The organism is Niallia sp. 01092, assembly GCF_052318935.1.
Classification (GTDB): domain Bacteria; phylum Bacillota; class Bacilli; order Bacillales; family Cytobacillaceae; genus Niallia.
Window position 1 is genome coordinate 1 of the sequence record NZ_JBQRKO010000023.1, and the last position, 22,346, is coordinate 22,346.

The following is a 22,346-nucleotide window of genomic DNA, read 5'->3' on the forward strand; positions in this document are numbered from 1 at the left end:
ATTTTGTTGGAGCGGGTGATGGGAATCGAACCCACGACATCAGCTTGGAAGGCTGAGGTTTTACCATTAAACTACACCCGCGTTATTTATAATTGGCTAAAGATAAACTTCACATCTCTTTACCCTTGATTGAGAATGGTCGGGAAGACAGGATTCGAACCTGCGACCCCTTGGTCCCAAACCAAGTGCTCTACCAAGCTGAGCTACTTCCCGCAATATGGCGCGCCCGAAAGGAGTCGAACCCATAACCTTCTGATCCGTAGTCAGACGCTCTATCCAATTGAGCTACGGGCGCATATTTTTGAAAGCGACTTTTTAATGATACAACTTTTATCTTGGGTTGTCAACACTTTTTTTCGATGCGGCCGAGAGGACTTGAACCTCCACGGGGTTGCCCCCACTAGGCCCTCAACCTAGCGCGTCTGCCATTCCGCCACGACCGCACTACAAGAGATAAACCAAGATGTATCTTCAACTAACGATTTCATTCACTTGGTGCGGGTGAAGGGAGTCGAACCCCCACGCCTTGCGGCGCTAGATCCTAAGTCTAGTGCGTCTGCCAATTCCGCCACACCCGCTTGGTTTTACTATGAAAATAATGGTGAGCCATGGAGGATTCGAACCTCCGACCCTCTGATTAAAAGTCAGATGCTCTACCAACTGAGCTAATGGCTCTTGGCTGGGCTAGCTGGATTCGAACCAACGAGTGACGGAGTCAAAGTCCGTTGCCTTACCGCTTGGCTATAGCCCAATATAATGGCGGTCCCGACGGGAATCGAACCCGCGATCTCCTGCGTGACAGGCAGGCATGTTAACCGCTACACCACGGGACCACAAAAATAATAAATTTTATAAGATGATATAAAAATGACCCGTACGGGATTCGAACCCGTGTTACCGCCGTGAAAGGGCGGTGTCTTAACCGCTTGACCAACGGGCCTCAATTAAATAATTTCTGGCGGAGAAGGAGGGATTTGAACCCTCGCGCCGCTTACGCGACCTACACCCTTAGCAGGGGCGCCTCTTCAGCCTCTTGAGTACTTCCCCAAATATGGCTCCGCAGGTAGGATTCGAACCTACGACCGTTCGGTTAACAGCCGAATGCTCTACCACTGAGCTACTGCGGAATAATATTTTCCACTCTTAAGTTATCATAATGTATTGAACATCTTTCTAACTGTCAATTCAATGCATAAGTTATAATAACTAAAGTTGAATTCTTTGTCGCTCCATCACTAAGTTACAAGAAACATTCAAGCTTGTCTTTCCTGTTTCCTTCATAACTTTTCTAGTGCTTTTGTCGACTCTTCATATTATAAGAACATAGCAATAAAAAGTCAACAACTTTTCAAAAAAAATTTCAAAAGAAATAAAACGACTATACTAACAGCGTAATAAGCTTGGTTAGTTAGGAAGAAATAGCATATATAAATAGAATAACTATCGCTATGTATGCTATATAAATCAAGTTAATAAAATTAATAACATATGACAAAGTTCACCAAAAAACAAATTACATTCTTAAACATCATCCTTATTCATATAAATATAGAGATACACCAACTTAACTCTCTTTCATATCTTTTACCATTAGTTTCCCTCTACATTTACCACATACATATTTTTGCAAATTCATTCTTTTACGTTTTTGGTACAACTGGTGACATGACTTACATTGATAAATAATCACTTTCTTCTTATTTTTTGTTGAATGTACACCTACTGGCAAACTAGAACAATACCTTGGAGCTCCCACTTTTTCTAACAAATTTTTAAAGTCTGCATCTCGATGCTGATATCCCATGTTTTTCAAATGAAGATGATAATGACAAAGTTCATGTTTAATAATGCCGATTAGTTCTTCTAATCCAAATACCTCATAATACTTTCTATTTATTTCTATATTATGACTTTTCAACAAATACCTACCGCCAGTTGTTCGAAGCCTCCCATTAAATAGTGCCCGATGTAAAAACGCTTCACCAAAATACTTAGTAGAAATATCTTCAACCAACATTTGCAATTCCAAATCTGTCATAATACTCCTCCTCAACAAATAAACCATCATCGCATACAATATTATATATTTTTTTCAGTAGCTCTGTTAAATTCCATTGTTGATTTTCAAAAGGTCAAGGAATCGACTCCCTTTTCGAAGACATTCTTTCAAGCCTCCTCGCTCGTACCTCACCGCGGGGTCTTGCTAATCCGTTTTTCCGCAGGAGTCTCGCAGATTCCCTTCCCATAAAAAACGTTATCGTTATACAGAGCCTTTTCAATAAGTATCATTAATGTCCACTATGTTTTATTCACGTACTTATATTTACTACTATTAAAAACAACCTAAAAATTCTCTTCATCTTACAGGTTTCTTTCACTTAACCTTTTCGTAAAGGAGGATACCAATGCCTAGCTGGTTACAGAATCAAATGAAAAGAGCATTTTATGCAAAAGATAGATATCAAATAATAGTACTGAATCAATGCTGGTATTATTACAGAAAAAATACTGTTCCTAAGTAATATCAATACAATCGCCTAATGAACACACAGCAAAAAGGTGCCTTCTTAAGTAGAAATCCAGCTTATTATAGGATCTCTAACTTATAAGACACCTTATTGATACATATTTGGCATGTGTTCAAAAAGCCAACAATAAAATTCGCAGCTTATCATTTGGTGCCTTTTTGAGCATCTTCTTTTAGATTTGCTCTTTAGGTGGAAGCATGCTTAAAGCAACTCTCCCTTTATTCTGATCTACTCCATCAACCCAGACAGTTACAACATCTCCAACACTTACAATATCTAATGGATGTTTTACAAATTTATTACTCAACTTGGATATATGAACTAAACCATCCTGTTTCACTCCAATATCAACAAACGCGCCAAAATCTACAACATTGCGAACTGTTCCTTGCAATTCCATGCCTGCTTTTAAATCTTCCAGTTTAAGAACATCTTTTCTTAATAAAGGAGCAGGAACTTCATCCCGCGGATCTCGGGAAGGACGCACTAAAGCATCTACTATATCCTTTAACGTTAATTCTCCAATTCCTAATTCTGTTGAAAGGCTTGAGATGTCTAAGCTAGATAATGCTTCTTTTAATTCATTTGTTCCAATATCTACTGAAGATAACTTCATTTTTTTAAGAAGACTTTTTACTTCATCATAATGTTCCGGGTGAATTCCTGTTCGGTCTAAAGGTTCCTCTCCATCTATTATTCGCAGAAAGCCTATCGCTTGTTCGTATGTTTTTGCACCTAATCTAGGAATTTTTTTCAGTTGTTTTCTATTATTAAACTTTCCTTCGTCTTCTCTCTTTTTTACAATATTATTTGCAACTGCTTTAGATAAACCAGCTACATACTGTAAAAGAGATGGAGATGCTGTATTCACATTTACGCCAACTTTATTTACCGTAGTTTCTACAACAAAAGTTAACGATTCTGACAGCTTCTTTTGTGACACATCATGCTGGTATTGTCCTACTCCAACTGACTTCGGATCAATTTTTACTAATTCAGCAAGTGGGTCTTGAAGTCTTCTTGCAATCGATACAGCACTTCTTTCTTCTACTTGGAAGTCAGGAAATTCTTCTCTCGCAATGTCTGATGCAGAGTAAACACTTGCACCCGCTTCATTAACAATTAGATAGAAAATTTCTCGGTTTTGCTGTTTTAACATATCGACAACAAATTGCTCTGTTTCCCTGGATGCTGTCCCATTTCCGACCGCAACCATTTCAATTTCGTATTTCTTCAGGAGATTTTGAAATTTCTCTGTCGCTTCTTTAGTTTTAGAAACAGGTGGATGAGGATAAATTACGCCAATTTCTAAAACCTTCCCTGTTTCATCCACTACTGCTAGTTTACAGCCTGTTCGATAGGCAGGATCTACTCCTAATACCATTTTTCCTTTTAAAGGAGGCTGCAATAAAAGATTCCTTAAATTCTCTGAAAAAATATGAATGGCCTGTTCCTCGGCTTTTTCTGTTAATTCACTTCTTATTTCGCGTTCAATGGAAGGTTGAATTAAGCGCTTGTATCCATCTTCTATTGCTTCTTTTATGATTCCATTCGAGGAAGCTCCATCTTTTACTATCCATTTTTTCTCTAAATAGCTTAAAATAGATTCGGACGGTGCTTTAATTCCAACTTTTATAATCTCTTCTTTTTCTCCTCTATTTAACGCTAATGTTCTATGCGGCACTATTCTATTGATTGGTTCTTCATATTCGTAATACATTTCATATATATTTTTTTCATCTTTTTCTGAATCTTTTGCTGCAGTAGAAATAACTCCGGATGAGAAGGTTTTATTCCGTATCCATTTTCTGCTTTCCGCATCATCAGAAACACGTTCAGCAATGATATCCTTGCTGCCATTGATGACATCTTCCACCGATAAAACTTCTTTTTCTTCCGATATGTATTTAAGCGCTTCTTCTTGGAATGAAGCATTGTCGGGATTTGTTAATAACCAGTCAGCAAACGGTTCCAATCCTTTTTCTTTTGCTACGGTTGCTTTTGTCCGTCTCTTTTGTTTATACGGTCGATATAGATCTTCCACTTCCTGAAGCTTACTAGCTTTTACTATATTTTTTTGTAATTCTGCTGTTAATTTCCCTTGCTCTTCAATAATCCGAATAACTTCTTCTTTTCGTTGTTCTAAATTTTGAATATAATGATAGCGGTCCATAATAGCCTTTATTTGCACTTCATCTAAAGCACCTGTTTGTTCCTTACGGTAACGAGCAATAAAGGGCACCGTATTCCCTTCGTCAAGTAACGAAATAACATTTTTCACTTGTTTTTCGGTAATAGCTTGCTCTTTTGCAATTACAGCTAAATAAGTCTGTTTCTTATCCATTAATTTCTCCATAAACTCCTTCACTCTTCCTTTCCAAAGCACCTATGATGCATTAATAATACATTACACCTTAATTTGCAACATTACCAATTATTAACTGAATCAATTAGTTTAAATTATATTTAATCTAATATTATAATGATATTGTATCAAACAACTCTTCTTTATTATAAGCATCAAAAGAAGGACGATCAGAATGAAAGCAAGCAAAAAATAACAAAAAAAGCGCCCTTCCTATAAAGAGCGCACCATTTTTTAAAATTCTATGAGACCTAAACTTATCTGTAAGGCTTCATCCACTTTTTCCATCATTTCATCATCAAGATGAGTGATTTTGTCCGTCAGCCTCTGTTTATCTATCGTGCGAATCTGTTCTAAAAGAATTACTGAATCTCTTTCAAAACCATACCGCTTCGCGTCAATTTCCACATGAGTCGGCAATTTCGCCTTCTGTATTTGAGCCGTAATTGCTGCAATAATGACTGTGGGACTGAACCGATTCCCGATGTCGTTTTGGATAACAAGCACAGGACGGACACCGCCTTGCTCTGAGCCAACAACTGGGGATAGGTCTGCAAAATAAACGTCACCACGTTTAACAATCAAAGGATTACCCTCCGCTTACAAGACGTTCTACTGTATTCTCCGCCTCATATTCTGCCAGAAAGCTTTCTGATGCGATGGATAAATTTAATTTAGCCATTTCCATATAACCTCGTCTCATGGATTCTCTGATATGTCTCTTTTTCCGTTCACGAAGATACATTTTAGTTGCTTGGTAAATGAATTCACTGCGATTAACATTTTCCTGCATTACGAAACCATCCAATTCAGTTAACAAATTCTTTGGTAATCTTATCAAGATTTCTGTCGTTGCGCTGGATTCAGACACAAACATACACCTCCACCATCACTACACACCATAATTAGCTCTACTTTTTCAATCATACCATTAATAACACAATCTGCAAAGTACATTCAGCAATTCTAATGTATTATCCACCAAAAAATGTATCTTTTATGCATAAATACGTGAAAATTTCTTAAATATACTCTATTTTTGTAAAAATACTTTATTTTTTAGGCTGTTTTACTTTTGACCATTTCCTCTTAGGATATTAATCAATATAGAAATTATTGTATTAATGGATTCACAACATCCACAATTTTTCCATCTTTTTTGTATACACGCGGCACTCTATTAGAGATCGTACATGTAACTTCATAATTAATCGTCTGCAGTTTAGCAGCAATGTCATTCACCGAAATAGCAGCAATGTTTTGCTTTCCAATCAATGTAACTTTCGTGCCAGGTTCCATATAAAAAGGTAGTTTAATCATACATTGATCCATACAAACCCTTCCTATTATCGGTGCTCTTCTGCCATTCACCAACACTTCTTGCCCACTAAGTTTCCTTAACCACCCATCTGCATATCCGATGGGAAGCGTCGCTACCCACTCTTCTTCTGCAGCTTCATAAGTTGCTCCATAACTCACCTTATCGCCTTTTTGCAGTTTTTTCACCTGCACAATTCGTGTATGAAGAGAAAAAGCTTCTTTTAAAGGATACGGTAATTTTTTTTCGATTGCTATAGAAGGAGTTAAACCATACATTGAAATCCCCATTCTCACTGCATTAAATTGCATATCTGGATATAACAAACTTGCTGCACTATTGCTACAGTGTACGATAGCAGGTGGATTGGAAAAATAAGAAAGCATGAACTGAAATCGTTTCAACTGTTGTTCTAAATAAGTAGAATTTAATTCATCCGCTGTTGCAAAATGTGTAAAAACTCCTTCAATCTTTATATTCTTATGGGGGGTTATTAGTCTTTCTACTTCTTTTATCTCTTCTTTATCCCTTAAACCAATTCTGCCCATTCCTGTATCAATCTTAATATGTATTTTCAAAGTATTTGCAGGTTCTAAAATTTCTACTGCCTTCTTAAGCCATTCTACTTCAAACATAGTCATGGTTATATCATATTTTACTGCAATGTTAATATCCTTATAACGAATCGCACCCAAAACTAATATTGGCGCCGTTATGCCCTTTTGTCTTAAATGAATGGCTTCATCTAAAAATGCAACTGCTAAATAGTCCGAACCAGAAAGCAATGCAGTTCGGGCAATTTGCAGCGCCCCGTGTCCATAACCATTTGCTTTTACAACCGCAAATAATTTACTGCCATGATTTAATCTTTTTTTTAATTCACTAACATTGTACGCAATACAATCTAAGTCAACCTCTACCCAAGTATCTCTGTGCAGCCTTTCATTCTCTAACATTATGGAACACTTCCTTTTTCCAGCAACTATTTCATCATATAATTAAATTATTCTACTCTATGTATGGCTTGTCAATATAAGAAAAGCGGAAGCGCCTTGCTCAGCACCGAAGAAAAATTTCTCTTGACTTAAAAAGTATTTTTTACTTTGGCTGTTTTCGTATAGATTGTTGCTTTTAAACTCGCAGCCTGAATACACTTCGTCCGTTTAGCGAGCGTCGAGCCTCCTCGTCGCATACGCTCCTGTGGGGTCTCGTCTTTCTCGCATTCCCACAGGAGTCTACGTGTATTCAGTCTGCTAAGTACTTCTTCTCCCATTTTTTCACGTGAAAAATAACAAACTTTGAGAAAACAGCCTTTACTTTTAGAGTTAAGAGGTTATCTTTCACAGGGGCTAGGCGCTGAAGCTGGATGCGGACACAACCGCCAAGTTATCCACAATCCCATTTCGTTTATAATTTCCTATACGAAAAAAAACAGCTTCTTAATGGAAGCCGTCTTTACTTGAAGTTATTTAATTGCTTCTCCTTGAACGGAACGGGCAATGCTTACCATTTCATCTTCTGTTAATGCAGTTGAAGCAATAATATAATCTACTCCTCCAAACGTCCATGAAACTTTATTGGCTGTAACTGCACCTATTGTGAAACCAAGGTCGACTGGATTACCAGTAACAACAATCGGTCCGGCAGTTGCTGGTGCAATTTCTGCTTTTTCCTCAATAATCGTGAATGATTTTTTTCCGTCATACGTTAATACAACACGACTTCCATTCTCTGTTGCTACTTTTTTCTCTTCCACCAAGCTTACACCTTCTAATTGCTCTTCAGGGTATTTAACAGAAAACGTTTTGTCTTCCACTTCCCCCATTACCGGAACAGCTAACTTAGCAGCCGTCATGCTTTTTTGCAAGTCAAAATCCTTCTTATCAAAATTCACATCAAATTTCACATTAGAAAATTTTACGGTAACAAGTGCATTTCCTTCTGTATCTTTTACTTTTACACTAACTGGGGAAAGGTCTTTTTTATTCAGTGTGATCTCTTGTGTTGGCAACATTTTATTATTTTGATAGCGTGTTTTTGTATCAAACACATAATACTTATCTGTTGCCTTAAATGACGACTCTTTATCTTCTTGTATATCTTTTACCAATGACTCATATAAATACGCTTGACTGCTGTTTTCTGGCCATTCACTCTGAAATTTAAAACTTTTGTTTAATGCAGGTGTTAATACATAGACCCCTTCATCATTTTTTAAAATCATTTGACTTTGATCTTTTTTGGCATTTTTCAGATTAACACGATAATAAGAAGGATCTTTATGCCAAATTTGCACTTCATATGTTTGCGGTTCTGTTCCCATTTTTAAGGTCATTTTTGCATCTGCTTTATAACCTTTTGTGGCAACTTTTTCGTTCAACTCTTTCATAACCGCATCCTTTGATTTGGCACCACAGGCAGTTAACAAAAGCATGACCATCAGTCCTACGAAAAGCAACCATAACTTCTTGTTCATTTTTTCAACTCCCTTATTCTCATTTCACGTCGAAGAAGAAATAAGAAAAGCGGAAGCGCCTTGATCAGCCCTGAAGAAAAATGTTCATTTGACTCAAAAAGTGCTTTTTACTTTTAGAGGCAAAGGGTTATTTTTCACAAGGGCTAGGCGCTGGAGCTAGACAAAGAAAAGCGGAAGCGCCTTTATCAAGATTAACAACTCCTATCTTTTCTTATTTCTCCTATTGCTCTATGAATATATGAGACAACCTAAGGAAATATAACCAAGCTTATTTTTTCACGTTCATTTTTCAATAATAACCTGCGCAAAGGCATACTCTTTACTATGAGTAATAGATAAATGAACACCTTGTTGAAATGGTTTTGCAATAAAAGGTTTTCCCAAACTATCTTTATCCACCTCAATATCCTGAAAACTCAATTTTTTACCAATACCAGTTCCCATTGCTTTGCTAAACGCCTCTTTCGCCGCAAACCGCCCAGCTAAATATTCTATTTGTCTAGTCTTCTGGTAGCTTTTATATATTGTTTGTTCTTTTTCTGTTAAAATACGCTGAACAAACTGTGGTTTTCTATTTATTATTTCTTGCACTCTGCTTAACTCAATTATATCAATTCCAATTCCTTTAATCATGCGGCACATCCTTCTATTTTCATCAATCAGAGCATAAATTTATTGTATCTTTTCCTTTATATTGGCTATTATGTAGGAAGGAGAGAACGAGGAGGTTTTATACAATTGTTTACAAGAAGAGAAAGTTTTAAAGAATATATAACATACTATCCAGTTGTTTCAACCATTTTATTTATTCATCTTCTATTATATATTTTAACTATTTTCCCTCTATTTCCAAACCAATATATTTTAGAAAAAACAATTGGCGTTAATTTATATATTGTTAATGGGGAATGGTGGCGTTTGATTACCCCTATTTTTATTCATGGCGGCTTCTCTCATTTTTTATTTAACAGTTTTAGTATCTTTTTATTTGGACCCGCTTTAGAAAAAATTCTCGGAAAAATTTCTTTTTTGTTTCTTTATCTTGCAACAGGGATCATTGCAAATATTGTTACACTTTTCATTGAACCTTTAACCTATACTCATCTCGGATCAAGCGGTGCCATTTTTGGATTATTTGGCTATTATATTGCTTTAATTGTTTTTCGGAAAGATATTATATCAAGGAATAATTCCCAAACTATCGCAACCATTGCTGTCCTTAGTTTAATTATGACATTTCTTCAGCCAAATATTAATATTACAGCGCATCTCGCCGGATTTTTATGCGGTTTACTTATAGGGAGCATTTTCCAATCTAAAGGAAAAAACATAGTGAACGCCTATAAAGAGGAATTTTCTAATATAAAGACACATGTCTCCTCTCGAAAAAAAACGCCAACTAAAAATGTAGTGATTTGGGCTATTCTTATTATTCTTGCCTTATTAGGATTGTTTAAATAAACTTGTTTCAGGCCGTCGACAAACGCTCGCTTTCTTCGTTGTTCGTCTCGAAAGACAAACGTTTTCGATCAGCCTGAAGTTCCTGCAAAAATGGGTCTCTGAAACTTATATCAGCAAGCCGAAACAAGTTCACTCTTTTTTGGAATAAGAATACCAGCTGTAAACCTTTTTAACATCCTCGATTGGCAAGTCAGAAACTGTACCACCAGACCCGCCGACTCCGGAAGCTGCTATTGCATGTAAAGAAGCTAAATCCACTCTTTTCTGCAAAAAACCTTCCTTATAACCAAGTGTTTGAATCCGATTTTTTCTCATAATTAAGGTTATTTTCCCTAAGTGCCGAAAAGAAATCGTTAACTGCTTCTGAGCTAAATGCCATCCTGCTGCACGATAGTTAAGATAACCCCAAAATGGTAATATCACCAGTAAAATAATAGATAACCAACCCCATACAGGGAAAAAGAACAAAGAAGCAGCAATTACAGGCAGTGCAATCCAACTATTTCGAAATATATATCTCCATGCAGCAAACTTTGGGGGCGTATGCAAAGCATCTGTTATATGATAATCGGGCAAAATCACACCCAATATCTTTTTCATTTTCTCTTTTTTAATAATAGGCAATACTGCCACACTCGATGCTTCATTATCTGATAAAGATCCTCCAGCACTTTCCAAATGGACGGTCGCCAGACGAAATGGCTGCCTGATTACATTTTCCGTTATTTTTACTGCTTGTATACGATGGAGAGGAATCGTTATTTGTTTCTTTTCTAACAACCCTCTCGTTATGACCAAATCATCCCCTACTTTTGAAACTGTAAAATTCGCGTATTTCAGCATCGTCATCATTAACGAAATAATCCATAATACTAAAAACACTAAAAAGACCAAAAATGTGATAATGGCAACACTGTTTGCTACAATATGCTGAAATTCCTGAAATAGTTTTTTGTATGGAATAAAGTCGTCAAATTGTGAAACAGTTGCGATAATTGCTGAAAAAACAACACCAACTCCACCAGATGTCGTCGCTAATAAAAGGAGCTCTTTTTTATTCATTTTATATAGTTCTTGCCTTGTTTCTTCTTGCTGCAGCTCTCCCGATAATTCGCGGTTCACTGACCTATTTTTATCTTTATTTATATACTCTCGCAATTGCTCTGCATTTTCCTTTGATATGGCAGTTAAAATCGCTTCCGCTTCGTTAGCTCCTCCAGCGGTTTCAATTTTTACTTTTACTAATCGAAACGGTCTGTGTAAAATTCCTTCTGTAAAATCAATGCTTTGAATTCTTTCGAACGGAATATAACGTTTCTTTTTTACAAAAATGCCGTGTTCAATTCTCAGTTCTTTTGATTGTAAATGATAGGTAAAGAAAAACCATGAAAGAATGCCGCTAATAATCGTGATTATCCCAAAACAAATGATGCCGATATTATAATAAGAATCCCATTTTGAAGCACTGCCGCCTACTATAATAACAGCAAGAAATGGAAAAATTATATCTTTAAGCTGTTTCAAAATATTAAAGACAATCGTGACGGGATGAAGTTTTTTCGGTTCAAACATCCTCTTCCGCCACCCTTGCTTTTTTTGAAATATAGTTCCTTAACTCCTCGGCTACATCCGTCCCCAAAACAGGAATTTCATGTACTGTGGCAGCAGTAGAAATAGATACAACAGCAAGATCATATTTTCGAAGCACTGGTCCTTGTTTTGTATCAACATGCTGAACACGAACCATTGGTACTAGCGTTCTTTTCACTACAAAAACCCCGTGCTGTATTTCTATTTCATCTTCCCTTACTTCATAGCGCCATCTTTTCCACTTTAATGTTGGCAATAATCCAACAAAAAAATAAAACCAAATAATAAAAAATACTACACTAAAAATAGAAAATAATATGTACCAGTCAAACAGAATCGTAAATGTAATAACCGCTGCACTTATAATCAATGGAAATAAGCTTGAAAGCATCCCTGATATTCTCCATACATTTATACCTTTTTCTGATAAGCGATGTTCAGGCTGGTTAAACATAAATGGAATCCCCCCCTTTTTTTCTCGTTCATTTTGATTAACACCCTTTATTATTTACGTGACTATCCCTAGATAGTTTCAAAAAAAGAAAATTAAGCACTTGCAAACTCCAACATTATAAAGGTGGTGCGAGGAAAGCCCTTTTAACACAGCAAAAAGCCCTTGTGAAGTTAGTTGCTTCACATGGGCTTGGCTTTTAGCGGTAAGAATTAGATTTTGAATTAGAATAATTTTTATTATTTGTTTGACCTGTTCGTTTGTTGCTGTAGCCTTGACGTTGACGAGAATTGTAATTTTTTCTTCCTCTGTCTTTATAACCGTTGTTTTTGTCATAAGGCTTGCGGTCACGCTTCATTGGCAATGGTTTTTCTTCTGTTAACTTAACTGGAGTTGTATCCGGTTCTTTTGTTAACATTTTAAGAACAGCTGCAACAATGGTTCTTGCATCCTTTTGTTCTAATAACTGATCCGCACTTTCTTTGTATGAATCTAAGTTATTTTCATCCACTGTTTGCATAATTTTTTCCATCACCGCTTTTTGTTGACCTTCTAACGCTTGATCAACTGTTGGAGGAATCATTTTCTCCATTTTTCTTTTTGTTGTATTTTCTACAACTTGAAGATATGATCTCTCTCGATACGTAATAAATGTAATCGCTACTCCTTCTTTACCAGCTCTTCCTGTTCTTCCAATGCGGTGAACGTAGCTTTCTGGATCTTGAGGAATATCAAAGTTATAAACATGTGTTACTCCTGAGATATCTAACCCACGAGCAGCTACATCTGTAGCAACTAATACATCAATTGTTCCTTCTTTAAACTTTCTAAGTACAGACATGCGTTTAGCTTGGCTTAAATCCCCGTGAATTCCTTCTGCTGTATATCCACGTAAATTTAACGCTTCTGAAAGTTCGTCAACACGACGTTTCGTACGGCCGAAAATAATTGCTAATTCAGGAGCCTGTATATCTAAAAGTCTTGTCAAAATATCAAATTTAGTTTTTTCTTGTGTTTCTATATAATATTGATCAATTAATGAAACAGTCATCTCTTTTGCTTTCACTTTGACAACTTGCGGCTCTTTCATAAAGCGCTCAGCCATTCTTCTAATAGGAGCTGGCATAGTAGCAGAGAATAATAGGGTTTGTCTTTCTGTTGGTATTTTCGAAAGAATTGACTCTATATCATCGATAAAACCCATGTTTAACATTTCATCCGCTTCATCTAAAATAACTGTTTGCACTTGATCTAAACGCAGTGTTTTTCTGTTAATATGATCTAAAATACGCCCTGGTGTCCCTACAATAATATGTGGATTTTTCTTTAATGCACGAATTTGACGATTAATATCTTGACCACCGAAAATAGAAAGCACTCTTGTTCGTTTTCCATAACCAATTTTGTATAATTCTTCTGAAACTTGAATAGCAAGCTCACGCGTCGGAGCAATAATAATACCTTGTATCACTTCATTTGCCACATCAATTTTATCTACTAAAGGCACGCCAAACGCAGCTGTTTTTCCAGTACCTGTTTGTGCTTGACCAATTAAATCTTTATTTTGAAGACTTAAAGGAATCGTTTCCGCTTGAATAGGTGTTGCTTCTTCAAACCCCATTCTTTTTAATGATTTCATCGTGGCAGTACTAATACCTAGATCTTGAAACTTTACCAATATATCCAATCTCCTTCTAGTCATTAAAAATATTCACATGATGGGTATGCCATCTTACTAATATGTATCCCTTTTCCTATCAACGAAACATATTAAAATGGATGTTGTTTATTATCCACATTCCACTATTCCCCGAATAATTAACTAAAAAACTAAACAAGTTTACATATAAGAGGTTGTTCAAAAAGTTCAAGAACACAAGCTTGTGAATCTCTTCGTTACGTCGTCCCAGTTCTCCCGTAGCAAAACTACCCTACGTTCCAGGCTTCGTGACTTCCGCACTTAGACTTCTCCGCTCAAATCGTCCTCTTTTTTGAACACACACTATAAGAAATGAAAAGTTTTGATAGATTTAATCAATCCATCATTTACTTTAACTGGAGAACTTGAGGCAATATGCTTATTTGTCAAATATAAATAGCATGAGATACCGTAAAATTGAATTCTGCTATGAGGAAATATTTCAAATGACTTCCATATTTTTTTACATTTACAGCTACTGTTTTTACAGTTAGCCAAAGACAAAGAAATTTCTTGTTTGTAACTGCTATTGCGAAATTTCTCTCTATTTGACAACTTTCTTTATACACAACTGTATAGCATGAGGGGCAGCAGCAACCAAAAACCGACCACTTTCGCTTTAAATTTGTTCATTTGACGAAAGAAAATCTCTATTATCAATATACTTTTACACAGCTAATACATGCTATTTTTCCCTATACACTTTAAAAATAATCTTATCACTTACATATTAGCTTTGCAATTATATGGCCTTTTTAAAAATAGGCACTTTTTCAGAAGCTAGGCTGCTTGTTTCTTTCCTATACATTATGGAACAAGGGAACTTAATGTTTTGGATAGGGGTTTTTCAGGCTGTCGACAATCGTTTGCTTTCTTCAGATGCATATTACCTCAACACGTTAACTCTGCTCTTCACAAGACTACATAATTGGAAAGACAAACTTTTTCGATCACCCTGAAAATTCGCAGATAAATTATGGTACATTTTCTAATTTTGAAGAAATACATTATTTTAAAAAGGAAAGAATTTCTGTAAATAGTTTTTCTTTTTCATTGCAATGGCAAATTAAATGATCCGATTCCTTTATATACAATAGTCTTTTTTCTTTTGCACGGATAGTATTATATAAATATTTTGCGCTTTTTATAGGTACTAGTCCATCATTTTCTCCTTGTGCGATAAATGTTGGCACATGTACCTTGCTCAAAAACGGACGAATATAATGCACTAACTTTCGAAATTGAACAGTCGCTGTTATAGGAGTAGACTTCATTTTTCTTCTATATCGACTAAATAGTTCGTTGTTTTTTAAATTACCTTTCCAAAAGTCATTTGCCATATATTTAATCTCGCCCCACATTTTAGATGGATTACCAAAATAAGCAGAAGCGCTCAATAGTATTAATTTTTTTACAGGATAATGAATAGCTAAGTAACTAGCTATTAACCCGCCCATGGAAAATCCAATTACATACACGGTTTTCTCTCTTTGCAGAAGTCTTTTCAGCTCATATTCGGCATGTTCAATCCATTCATTAAAATGAATGCCTTGTAATTGAAGGTTTTCCCCGTGTCCTGGCAGTGTTGGAATCACACATTCCCAATTTGTATGCTGTTCAAGAAAATTTGCCAATGGTTCTACTTCCCTGGGTGATCCAGTAAAACCATGGATACATAAACAAGCAACCATCAGACATACCACCTTTCCTTCCCAACATATATATTAAATAGTATATGAGTATTTTCAATGAACCAAGCATAAATTCAACCGAAATCCCATCTTCACATAAATGCTTATTCAAAAAGGGCCTTCCACAGGATGTGGTGACTTCAACGTTGCTCACAGGACGTGAGCGTTTTTAGTTGAAGATCCTCTAGTTAACGGAGAAGTAATCAAACGAAGAAATTGACCGCTTAACATTTAATGGATTTTCGAACATCCTAAATTATATTTTATACTATTAGTGTAAATATATCCATTATTATAACTTATCATCTACCAACTTAAGGGAAAGCTGATGATTCACTTCATTTAACTGCTCTGCCATTTGTGCTACTTGATAGGATGCTCCTGTTATTTCTTCAAATGTTCGTTGAAATTCATCCATAATTGTGTTGAAATTATTAATTCTCTCGGAATTGTTTTTTACGCTTCCGACTGTGTTATTTAGTATAGAAATAATTTTCTCATTAACAGATCTTAATAAGCTGGCATCTTGAGCTATCCGTTGATAACTGGATTCAAATTTGTCTACCGTATTTTGAACAGTGCTGATTTGCCCATGAATATTGTCTAATGATGCTTGGGTTTGTGTAGCAAGTTTTCTTACTTCTTGAGCAACTACTGAAAATCCTCTGCCATGAACACCAGCTCTTTCCGCTTCGATCGCCGCATTTAATGATAAAATATTCGTTTGATTTGAGATACCTCTGATTGTTTGCACAATCACTCCTATTTCATTTGAACTAGCGGTTAAAAGTTTGGTTAGGTGCTGGGTCTCTTCTATTAAAGTAACAACTGCATCTACTTGTTTTAAGGAAGATGTTACCTCTTGTTTTCCAAGTTCTACTGTCCGAAGTGTATCTGTGGATATAGTACTAATGCCATTTACTTCGGATAACATTTGATTTAACAATTTCTCTTTATCAAAAATAGCAGATGTAGTTTCTTCTGCTCCCGCTGCCAATGTCGCTGCGGAATCATCCAACTGCTGCTGCAATATTTGAATTTCACTTAATTTCATCATAGATGCTGTATATGCTTCTATATAAGTAGAGATCCCAATCTGCATATCAAAGGAACATAATTTTTGAAAAGAAAAATATAATTGTTTTATTTTGTTTATTGGTAAATTTTCATCTAATAAAATGGTAAAAAGTTCATTCTGTATTAATGTATATGCACCAATATACCATTCCGGAAATAGTTTAATTTTATTATGAACCTTTCCAATTCTAATACGATTTTCTATATAATTCTCATCCACTTTACCCGATACCATCTCTAATAAATATTGAGTTAGTGTTTTTTTTAAGCGGTCAATGGTCGAGTGTTCATTGATTATGTTCATTAAATGAGGAATTCCCTGTAACTTTCCATAAAATGCATTTACAATTTTATCAGCATTGTTCACCATAATTGGTTGAAGTTCAAGTAAATGCTCCATATCTTGCTCTGTTAACCCTACAAACTTTGTTTGAAAAGATAAATCTCCATTATTAAAAGTGATTGCTGGTTCTTTATTACTCTTTGAGCTAAAATGTGATGGATAACTAGATTTCTCTTCCCCTTTTTTACGATGCAAAAAACCAAATGGACATCTCGCCATGTTTAGCCCCCTATCAAATATGAATTTATACCTATAATTTCTAGTATAAATGATTTATTTCGACAATATTCTGCTATTTCTGAAAAAATTGTGAATTTTTCAAAAAGTCTCTTTTCGTATAGATTGTTTTTATTTAATCCGCAGCCTAAATACACTTCGCTTTCCGCGGACGAGTGCCGATCCTCCTCGTCGCTTTGCTGAGGTCACTGAAAAAGTGGATGCTATGAAATATAGATAGTGAAAATCCAAGCACTCAGAGGTTTTCGTTCGGTTTTCCGAGGCTTACCAACATGTTGGTCGTTTTCAAACTCTCTATACCATTTTTATCCTACTAAATATAAGGGTTTTACCTATAATTTATATAATAAAACACCTCTTCAGCGGCCTCGCTTTGCTCCTGTGGGGTCTCGTCTTTCTCGCTTTTCTAAGCAGGAGTCTACGTGTATTCAGACTGCTCAGTGCTTCAGCCATGTTTATTATTTTATTCAAAAAACAACAAACTTTTAGAAAACAGCCTTCAAAAATATAAAATAGGACTTCTATCATAAAAGACGAAGTCCTAAAACTGCTTATAGAGGATGTTCAAAAAGTCACCAAATGAAAAGTGTGAATCTCTTCATTAGTTTCGCTTCTAATTTGTTACTTTTTTTGAACACATACTTATATTAACTATTCAGATCGTTATGATAGTGACTTCACTACCTCTTCTAACCTCATTCCTCTTGAGGCCTTTACTAAGACAACTGTTTCGTTATCGATTATTTTTTTCAACGCTGTAATAAGATCATTTTTTTCCGTAAAACTAACTACATGATTTTCTGGAAGAACGGTTTGTGCACCTTTTGCAATAAATTGACCAAGATTTCCATAAGTAAACACATAATCGATTTCGTCTTTCGGTATGCTTTTTCCTACTTCCTCATGATACGTTTCTTCGTCCGGTCCAAGTTCTAACATATCACCAAGCACCAGTACTTTTTTATTAAATCCTGGGAGGTTTTTCAATACATTTATGGCAGCAAGCATAGAAGTAGGACTGGCATTATACGCATCATTGATTATTTGCACACCATTTTGCCCTGTTACCAATTCCATCCTCATATTAGTTAGTTTTAATGTTTTGAAGCCTTCATCCATGTCTTCAAAAGAAATCATAAAATAATCGGCAACTAACATTGCTGCTAACGCGTTAAGTATATTATGATTTCCGAGAATAGGAAGATTATAGACTTTCTGTGTTTTATTTATGTGGAAGCGACTACCGTTCTCCTTTTGCTGAATGTCAACCGGAAATAAATCATTTTTTTCGCCCATTCCAAATGTTTTTATATCCATTTGTGCGATCTTCGTTAATTTATTTGCAAGCAATGGTTCATCTCCGAAATAAACCACTCTTCCTCCCTGCTTCAACCCATTTATAATTTCTAATTTTGCATCTGTAATTCCTTCACGAGAACCTAAATCAAGAAGATGTGATTCTCCTATATTCGTAATAACGACTACATCCGGCTCTGCCAGCTTGGTTAAAAAGTCAATTTCTCCTTTGCTGCTCATGCCCATTTCAAGAACAGCAATATCTGTATCTTCTTTTAAATTCAAAACGGTCAATGGCAGCCCAAGATGATTATTATAGTTTCCTTCCGTTTTTTGCACCTTATATTTTAAGGAAAGCAGATTTGTTGTGATATCTTTTGTCGACGTTTTCCCGTTGCTCCCTGTAATGCCTACTACTTTTACAGAAAGTTCATTACGATATTTTTTTGCTAGCTGTTGAATACTTTTTAGTGGATCTTCTACATAAAGAAGCGGAAGATGCTTGGGAGGATTCGGAACATCTTTTTGCCAAAAAGAAGCAGCTGCACCTTTTTTAATAGCATCCTCTACAAATTGATGTCCGTCTACTTTTTCTCCTTTAAATGGAACAAATAAATTTCCTTTTTCAATTTTTCTGGAATCAATTGTAATTCCATTAATCACGATATCCTCTGCACCATTTATTTCTTCTTCCATGCCAATCATGTTGGCAATCTGTTTTAACGTACGTTTAATCACCTTAAACCCTCCAATCTATCTTTTTTCAAAATTATGTAAATAGTTAATTACTTAAAAAGGTTTGCATAAATTTCATGCAAACCCTTTATGAATAAGACCATTAAATAGTATACTTAATCGTCTGTTTCTCTTCATGTCTTTCTAGCGCAAGTTCCACAAGCTTTTCAATTAATGCAGAATATTCTACCCCGCTATGCTTCCATAGTAAAGGGAACATGCTGAATGGTGTAAATCCTGGCATTGTATTTACCTCATTAATATAAACCTTACCTTCTTTTGTTAAGAAAAAGTCAGCACGAACTAATCCAGAACAGTCTAATGCTTTAAACGCTCTTATCGCATTTTCTTTAATAGATTGATATTCCTCTTCTGTTATATCTGCTGGAATAATTAACGCTGTATCGCCATCTTCATATTTTGCTTTATAATCATAGAAGTCTTTTTTAGGGACAATTTCTCCAGCAACAGAAACTTCTGGATTGTCATTGCCAAGCACTCCCACTTCTATTTCTCTAGCAGTAACGCCTTCTTCAATAATAATTTTCCGATCAAATTGAAACGCTTCTGCAAATGCAGCATCCAGCTCTTCACGATTCGTACTTTTGCTGATTCCAACGCTTGATCCTAAATTAGCAGGTTTAACAAAACAAGGATAACCTAGTTCCTGCTCCACTTTTTCATATGCTGCTTGTTTATCTTTATTCCAATCATTTCTTATAAATGATGTATATTTAACTTGTGAAAGACCAGCCACTTCAAAGATATTCTTCATGATTACTTTGTCCATCCCAGCTGATGATGCCAATACACCGTTCCCTACATAAGGAAGATTTAATAATTCCAACAATCCTTGCACCGTTCCATCTTCTCCATTTGGTCCGTGCAGCAACGGAAATATTACGTCGAAAGTTCGATCTTCTGATGATTGGAATAAACGAGAAGAAAGTGCAGTTGATTGGATTTCATTCTTTGATTGAAACTCCAATTGCTTCACATTTTCTACAGGTCCTGTTAATTGTTCTCCGCGAATCCATTCACCACTCTCCGATATGTAAATAGGATGAATATCAAATTTATCTGTATTTAAGGCTTTTATAACCGCCATTGCTGTTTGCATACTTACTTTATGTTCAGCAGATTTTCCACCATATAATAAACCAAGCTTTTTCTTCATTATAAGTACCTCCAATTTATCAATACACTTGTTTATTCTACCACTAGATAAGCTTCTTCAAAAGAAGAATACTAAAATGGTAATTTCTTTTCATCTAAATGTAATAATTAAATATGTTTGAGATTAATTTATGCGAAATTAGGCAAACTGGTAGCTTATTTCATGAAAAAACGTTGATGTTATGCTCTGCAGTTCCTCTTCCTCGCATTCCTCATACTCTACAAGAAAACAAGTGGATGGACCAGAGGATTTTTTGATGTCCAATGAACAATCAATCCTTCCTTTTACAGACTCATTTAATAAAACTGACAGTTCATACAAAATCCCTTTCGATCCGACAGGCTGAAGTTTATATTTATTCTTTTTAGCTAATGTATAGAATAGAGATAACGGTGCGATTTTATCTTCTTCTTCCACCACTTCATTTCCAACAAGCGGGCTGCCGATAACCGCTATTTTGCTATTTTGAAAAGAATATTCGTTTTCAGAACTGCTTTTCCCAAGCACGGTAACGCCAACTGCCGACTGCTTTAAGGAGAAATTACTTTCCGTACTTCCAGTAATCGCCAATTCCTCACTTAAGTTCAATTCCACGATGCCTTTATTTATCCCTGCCAAAAGCTTTTGCCACGCATCTTCTCCACTAAAATTTTGCAAAATAACAGAAAAAGGACTTCCTCCTGCTGCGATACATTCCATTACTGCAACACGAAAGGAATAATAAGCTACCGTTTCATAAGAGGCTTGCACTATATCCTCTGCTTTCATCCCAATGGCTCCACAATTGTCAGCGGCAATAATGATGTTTTCCTTTTGATTAAAAGGGACAATTTGAATATCTTTCATAGACGACTTTTTCTCCATAACGAAATGGACTGCAATCTTGGTATTAACACATAAGCAGCAGCTGCATTGATGACTGCCCCTATCAATAAAGATGGAATAATCATTGTGTAGAAACCTTTGTTTATAAGAAAAAGAAAAGGAATCGGTAATATAATACTATTTACTATGATAAACACAGCATAAGCAAAATATTTTTTTCCACTTCTATATATATAAGAAAACAAGCATATCAATAAGGACATTTCAACGCTAATAATAAAATGAAATGGACCAAGTGGGAAACCGATAATCAATGCGGATAATAAATGTCCAACTCCCGCAACAATTCCACCACTGATTCCCCCTAACAGCACACCTGCTATTAAACTTGGAAAACTATCCAAGGCAACACTTCCAACATGTGCGGGGATTTTTATATATGCCCCAACAGCTGATAAAGCAATAAATAATGCCAAAATACTAATTTTCTTTCCGTTCATTCTTTTTTCCTCCTCGAAACACTTTAGCACTTCGTTCATATTCAACATCTGTTACATTGCTGCGATAATTAATCACTCTTGCAAGTGCAAAGAAATAATCGCTTAAACGATTTAAATATTGCAAGGAAAGATCAGAAACGTGCGCATCTACTTTTTTCAAGGAGACTACTAATCGTTCCGCTCTTCTTGTCACCGTTCTTGCAATATGAATGCTGCAGGCAGCTGGTGTTCCACCGGGAAGAATAAATCGTTCTAATGGAGGCGCCTCTTCGATAAATTGGTCAATTCTTTCTTCTAAATATTCGATTGTATTTGCAGTTAACTTTAACGGACGATCTTTCAAAACACTTGCTAAGTCGCCGCCGCAATCAAAGAGCTCATGCTGAATTTTTTCCAAATCACTGATGATATCTTCAAATGCTTTCCCCTGTAATTGTACAACCGCCTGACCAACAAAAGAATTTACTTCATCCACCGTTCCGTACGCTTCGATGCGAATATCATCTTTATCTACTCTGCCGCCAATAATGCTTGTTTGTCCCTTATCACCTGTTTTTGTATAAATACGCATTCATTT

The 22,346-nt window shown here is 35.7% G+C and carries 19 protein-coding genes and 11 tRNA genes; 2 read left to right on the plus strand and 28 right to left on the minus strand.

Features of this window, described 5'->3' with window-relative positions; all coding sequences use genetic code 11:
* Positions 1-7 precede the first annotated feature (7 nt).
* The 12 genes from ACTXGU_RS18275 to ACTXGU_RS18330 form a co-directional block, all read right to left on the minus strand.
* A tRNA-Gly gene (locus ACTXGU_RS18275) sits at positions 8-81 on the minus strand.
* Positions 82-136: 55 nt separating this feature from the next.
* Positions 137-213: transfer RNA gene (locus ACTXGU_RS18280), tRNA-Pro, on the minus strand.
* A 5-nt stretch (positions 214-218) separates the two neighbouring features.
* Positions 219-295: transfer RNA gene (locus ACTXGU_RS18285), tRNA-Arg, on the minus strand.
* 65 nt (positions 296-360) lie between these two features.
* Positions 361-443: transfer RNA gene (locus ACTXGU_RS18290), tRNA-Leu, on the minus strand.
* Positions 444-493: 50 nt separating this feature from the next.
* Positions 494-578: transfer RNA gene (locus ACTXGU_RS18295), tRNA-Leu, on the minus strand.
* A 21-nt stretch (positions 579-599) separates the two neighbouring features.
* A tRNA-Lys gene (locus tag ACTXGU_RS18300) sits at positions 600-675 on the minus strand.
* Between the two features lies 1 nt (position 676).
* Positions 677-751: transfer RNA gene (locus ACTXGU_RS18305), tRNA-Gln, on the minus strand.
* A gap of 6 nt (positions 752-757) precedes the next feature.
* Positions 758-833 (minus strand) — tRNA-Asp (locus ACTXGU_RS18310).
* A 35-nt stretch (positions 834-868) separates the two neighbouring features.
* A tRNA-Glu gene (locus tag ACTXGU_RS18315) sits at positions 869-940 on the minus strand.
* A gap of 16 nt (positions 941-956) precedes the next feature.
* Positions 957-1,047 (minus strand) — tRNA-Ser (locus tag ACTXGU_RS18320).
* Positions 1,048-1,052: 5 nt separating this feature from the next.
* Positions 1,053-1,127, minus strand: a tRNA-Asn gene (locus tag ACTXGU_RS18325).
* Between the two features lie 437 nt (positions 1,128-1,564).
* Complete coding sequence (locus tag ACTXGU_RS18330) at positions 1,565-2,038, minus strand: SprT family protein (RefSeq protein WP_443482971.1); 474 nt, start codon at positions 2,036-2,038, stop codon at positions 1,565-1,567.
* Between the two features lie 367 nt (positions 2,039-2,405).
* Between ACTXGU_RS18330 and cmpA the strand changes: the two genes are divergently transcribed.
* The gene (gene cmpA, locus ACTXGU_RS18335; RefSeq protein WP_443482972.1) at positions 2,406-2,522 is read left to right on the plus strand and encodes a cortex morphogenetic protein CmpA; all 117 of its coding nucleotides are present in this window, start codon (positions 2,406-2,408) and stop codon (positions 2,520-2,522) included.
* 178 nt (positions 2,523-2,700) lie between these two features.
* On the opposite strand, the gene ACTXGU_RS18340 is transcribed toward cmpA, so the two are convergent.
* The 6 genes from ACTXGU_RS18340 to acpS all read right to left on the minus strand — a co-directional run bounded on the left by ACTXGU_RS18340 (position 2,701) and on the right by acpS (position 9,320).
* A complete protein-coding gene (locus ACTXGU_RS18340; RefSeq protein WP_443482973.1) occupies positions 2,701-4,884 on the minus strand; it encodes a Tex family protein in 2,184 nt (727 codons plus the stop codon).
* Between the two features lie 243 nt (positions 4,885-5,127).
* On the minus strand, positions 5,128-5,478 hold the full coding sequence (gene ndoA / locus ACTXGU_RS18345) for a type II toxin-antitoxin system endoribonuclease NdoA (RefSeq protein ID WP_019156408.1): 351 nt from the start codon (positions 5,476-5,478) through the stop codon (positions 5,128-5,130).
* 4 nt (positions 5,479-5,482) lie between these two features.
* Complete coding sequence (locus ACTXGU_RS18350) at positions 5,483-5,764, minus strand: CopG family ribbon-helix-helix protein (RefSeq protein ID WP_443482974.1); 282 nt, start codon at positions 5,762-5,764, stop codon at positions 5,483-5,485.
* A 242-nt stretch (positions 5,765-6,006) separates the two neighbouring features.
* Complete coding sequence (alr, locus tag ACTXGU_RS18355) at positions 6,007-7,167, minus strand: alanine racemase (RefSeq protein WP_443482975.1); 1,161 nt, start codon at positions 7,165-7,167, stop codon at positions 6,007-6,009.
* Between the two features lie 509 nt (positions 7,168-7,676).
* Positions 7,677-8,687 (minus strand): LolA family protein, encoded by a 1,011-nt coding sequence (locus tag ACTXGU_RS18360; protein ID WP_443482976.1) that lies wholly within the window; start codon positions 8,685-8,687, stop codon positions 7,677-7,679.
* Positions 8,688-8,969: 282 nt separating this feature from the next.
* Positions 8,970-9,320, minus strand: coding sequence for a holo-ACP synthase (acpS, locus tag ACTXGU_RS18365; protein WP_443482977.1), 351 nt, complete (start codon positions 9,318-9,320; stop codon positions 8,970-8,972).
* A gap of 105 nt (positions 9,321-9,425) precedes the next feature.
* On the opposite strand from acpS, the gene ACTXGU_RS18370 reads away from it, so the two are divergent.
* A complete protein-coding gene (locus tag ACTXGU_RS18370; RefSeq protein WP_443482978.1) occupies positions 9,426-10,148 on the plus strand; it encodes a rhomboid family intramembrane serine protease in 723 nt (240 codons plus the stop codon).
* Between the two features lie 129 nt (positions 10,149-10,277).
* On the opposite strand, the gene ACTXGU_RS18375 is transcribed toward ACTXGU_RS18370, so the two are convergent.
* The 10 genes from ACTXGU_RS18375 to ACTXGU_RS18420 all read right to left on the minus strand — a co-directional run bounded on the left by ACTXGU_RS18375 (position 10,278) and on the right by ACTXGU_RS18420 (position 22,340).
* Positions 10,278-11,720 (minus strand): PH domain-containing protein, encoded by a 1,443-nt coding sequence (locus ACTXGU_RS18375; RefSeq protein WP_443482979.1) that lies wholly within the window; start codon positions 11,718-11,720, stop codon positions 10,278-10,280.
* A complete protein-coding gene (locus tag ACTXGU_RS18380; protein ID WP_443482980.1) occupies positions 11,713-12,192 on the minus strand; it encodes a PH domain-containing protein in 480 nt (159 codons plus the stop codon). Before ACTXGU_RS18380 ends, ACTXGU_RS18375 begins: the two co-directional genes overlap by 8 nt.
* 196 nt (positions 12,193-12,388) lie before the next feature.
* Positions 12,389-13,867 (minus strand): DEAD/DEAH box helicase, encoded by a 1,479-nt coding sequence (locus tag ACTXGU_RS18385; protein WP_443482981.1) that lies wholly within the window; start codon positions 13,865-13,867, stop codon positions 12,389-12,391.
* A 1,028-nt stretch (positions 13,868-14,895) separates the two neighbouring features.
* Entirely contained in the window at positions 14,896-15,579 is a 684-nt protein-coding gene (locus tag ACTXGU_RS18390) for an alpha/beta hydrolase (RefSeq protein WP_443482982.1), read from the minus strand.
* Between the two features lie 292 nt (positions 15,580-15,871).
* Entirely contained in the window at positions 15,872-17,218 is a 1,347-nt protein-coding gene (locus ACTXGU_RS18395; protein WP_443482983.1) for a protoglobin domain-containing protein, read from the minus strand.
* Positions 17,219-17,899: 681 nt separating this feature from the next.
* Entirely contained in the window at positions 17,900-19,270 is a 1,371-nt protein-coding gene (locus tag ACTXGU_RS18400) for a UDP-N-acetylmuramoyl-tripeptide--D-alanyl-D-alanine ligase (protein ID WP_443482984.1), read from the minus strand.
* Positions 19,271-19,370: 100 nt separating this feature from the next.
* Positions 19,371-20,447 carry a D-alanine--D-alanine ligase gene (locus tag ACTXGU_RS18405; protein WP_443483024.1) on the minus strand — a complete coding sequence of 359 codons (1,077 nt, stop codon included), beginning with the start codon at positions 20,445-20,447 and terminating at the stop codon, positions 19,371-19,373.
* 135 nt (positions 20,448-20,582) lie between these two features.
* Entirely contained in the window at positions 20,583-21,290 is a 708-nt protein-coding gene (locus ACTXGU_RS18410) for an ATP-binding protein (protein WP_443482985.1), read from the minus strand.
* Positions 21,287-21,769 (minus strand): ECF transporter S component, encoded by a 483-nt coding sequence (locus tag ACTXGU_RS18415; protein ID WP_443482986.1) that lies wholly within the window; start codon positions 21,767-21,769, stop codon positions 21,287-21,289. Before ACTXGU_RS18415 ends, ACTXGU_RS18410 begins: the two co-directional genes overlap by 4 nt.
* Positions 21,750-22,340: a cob(I)yrinic acid a,c-diamide adenosyltransferase gene (locus ACTXGU_RS18420; RefSeq protein WP_443482987.1), complete on the minus strand. Its 591-nt coding sequence runs from the start codon at positions 22,338-22,340 to the stop codon at positions 21,750-21,752. Before ACTXGU_RS18420 ends, ACTXGU_RS18415 begins: the two co-directional genes overlap by 20 nt.
* Positions 22,341-22,346 lie beyond the last annotated feature (6 nt).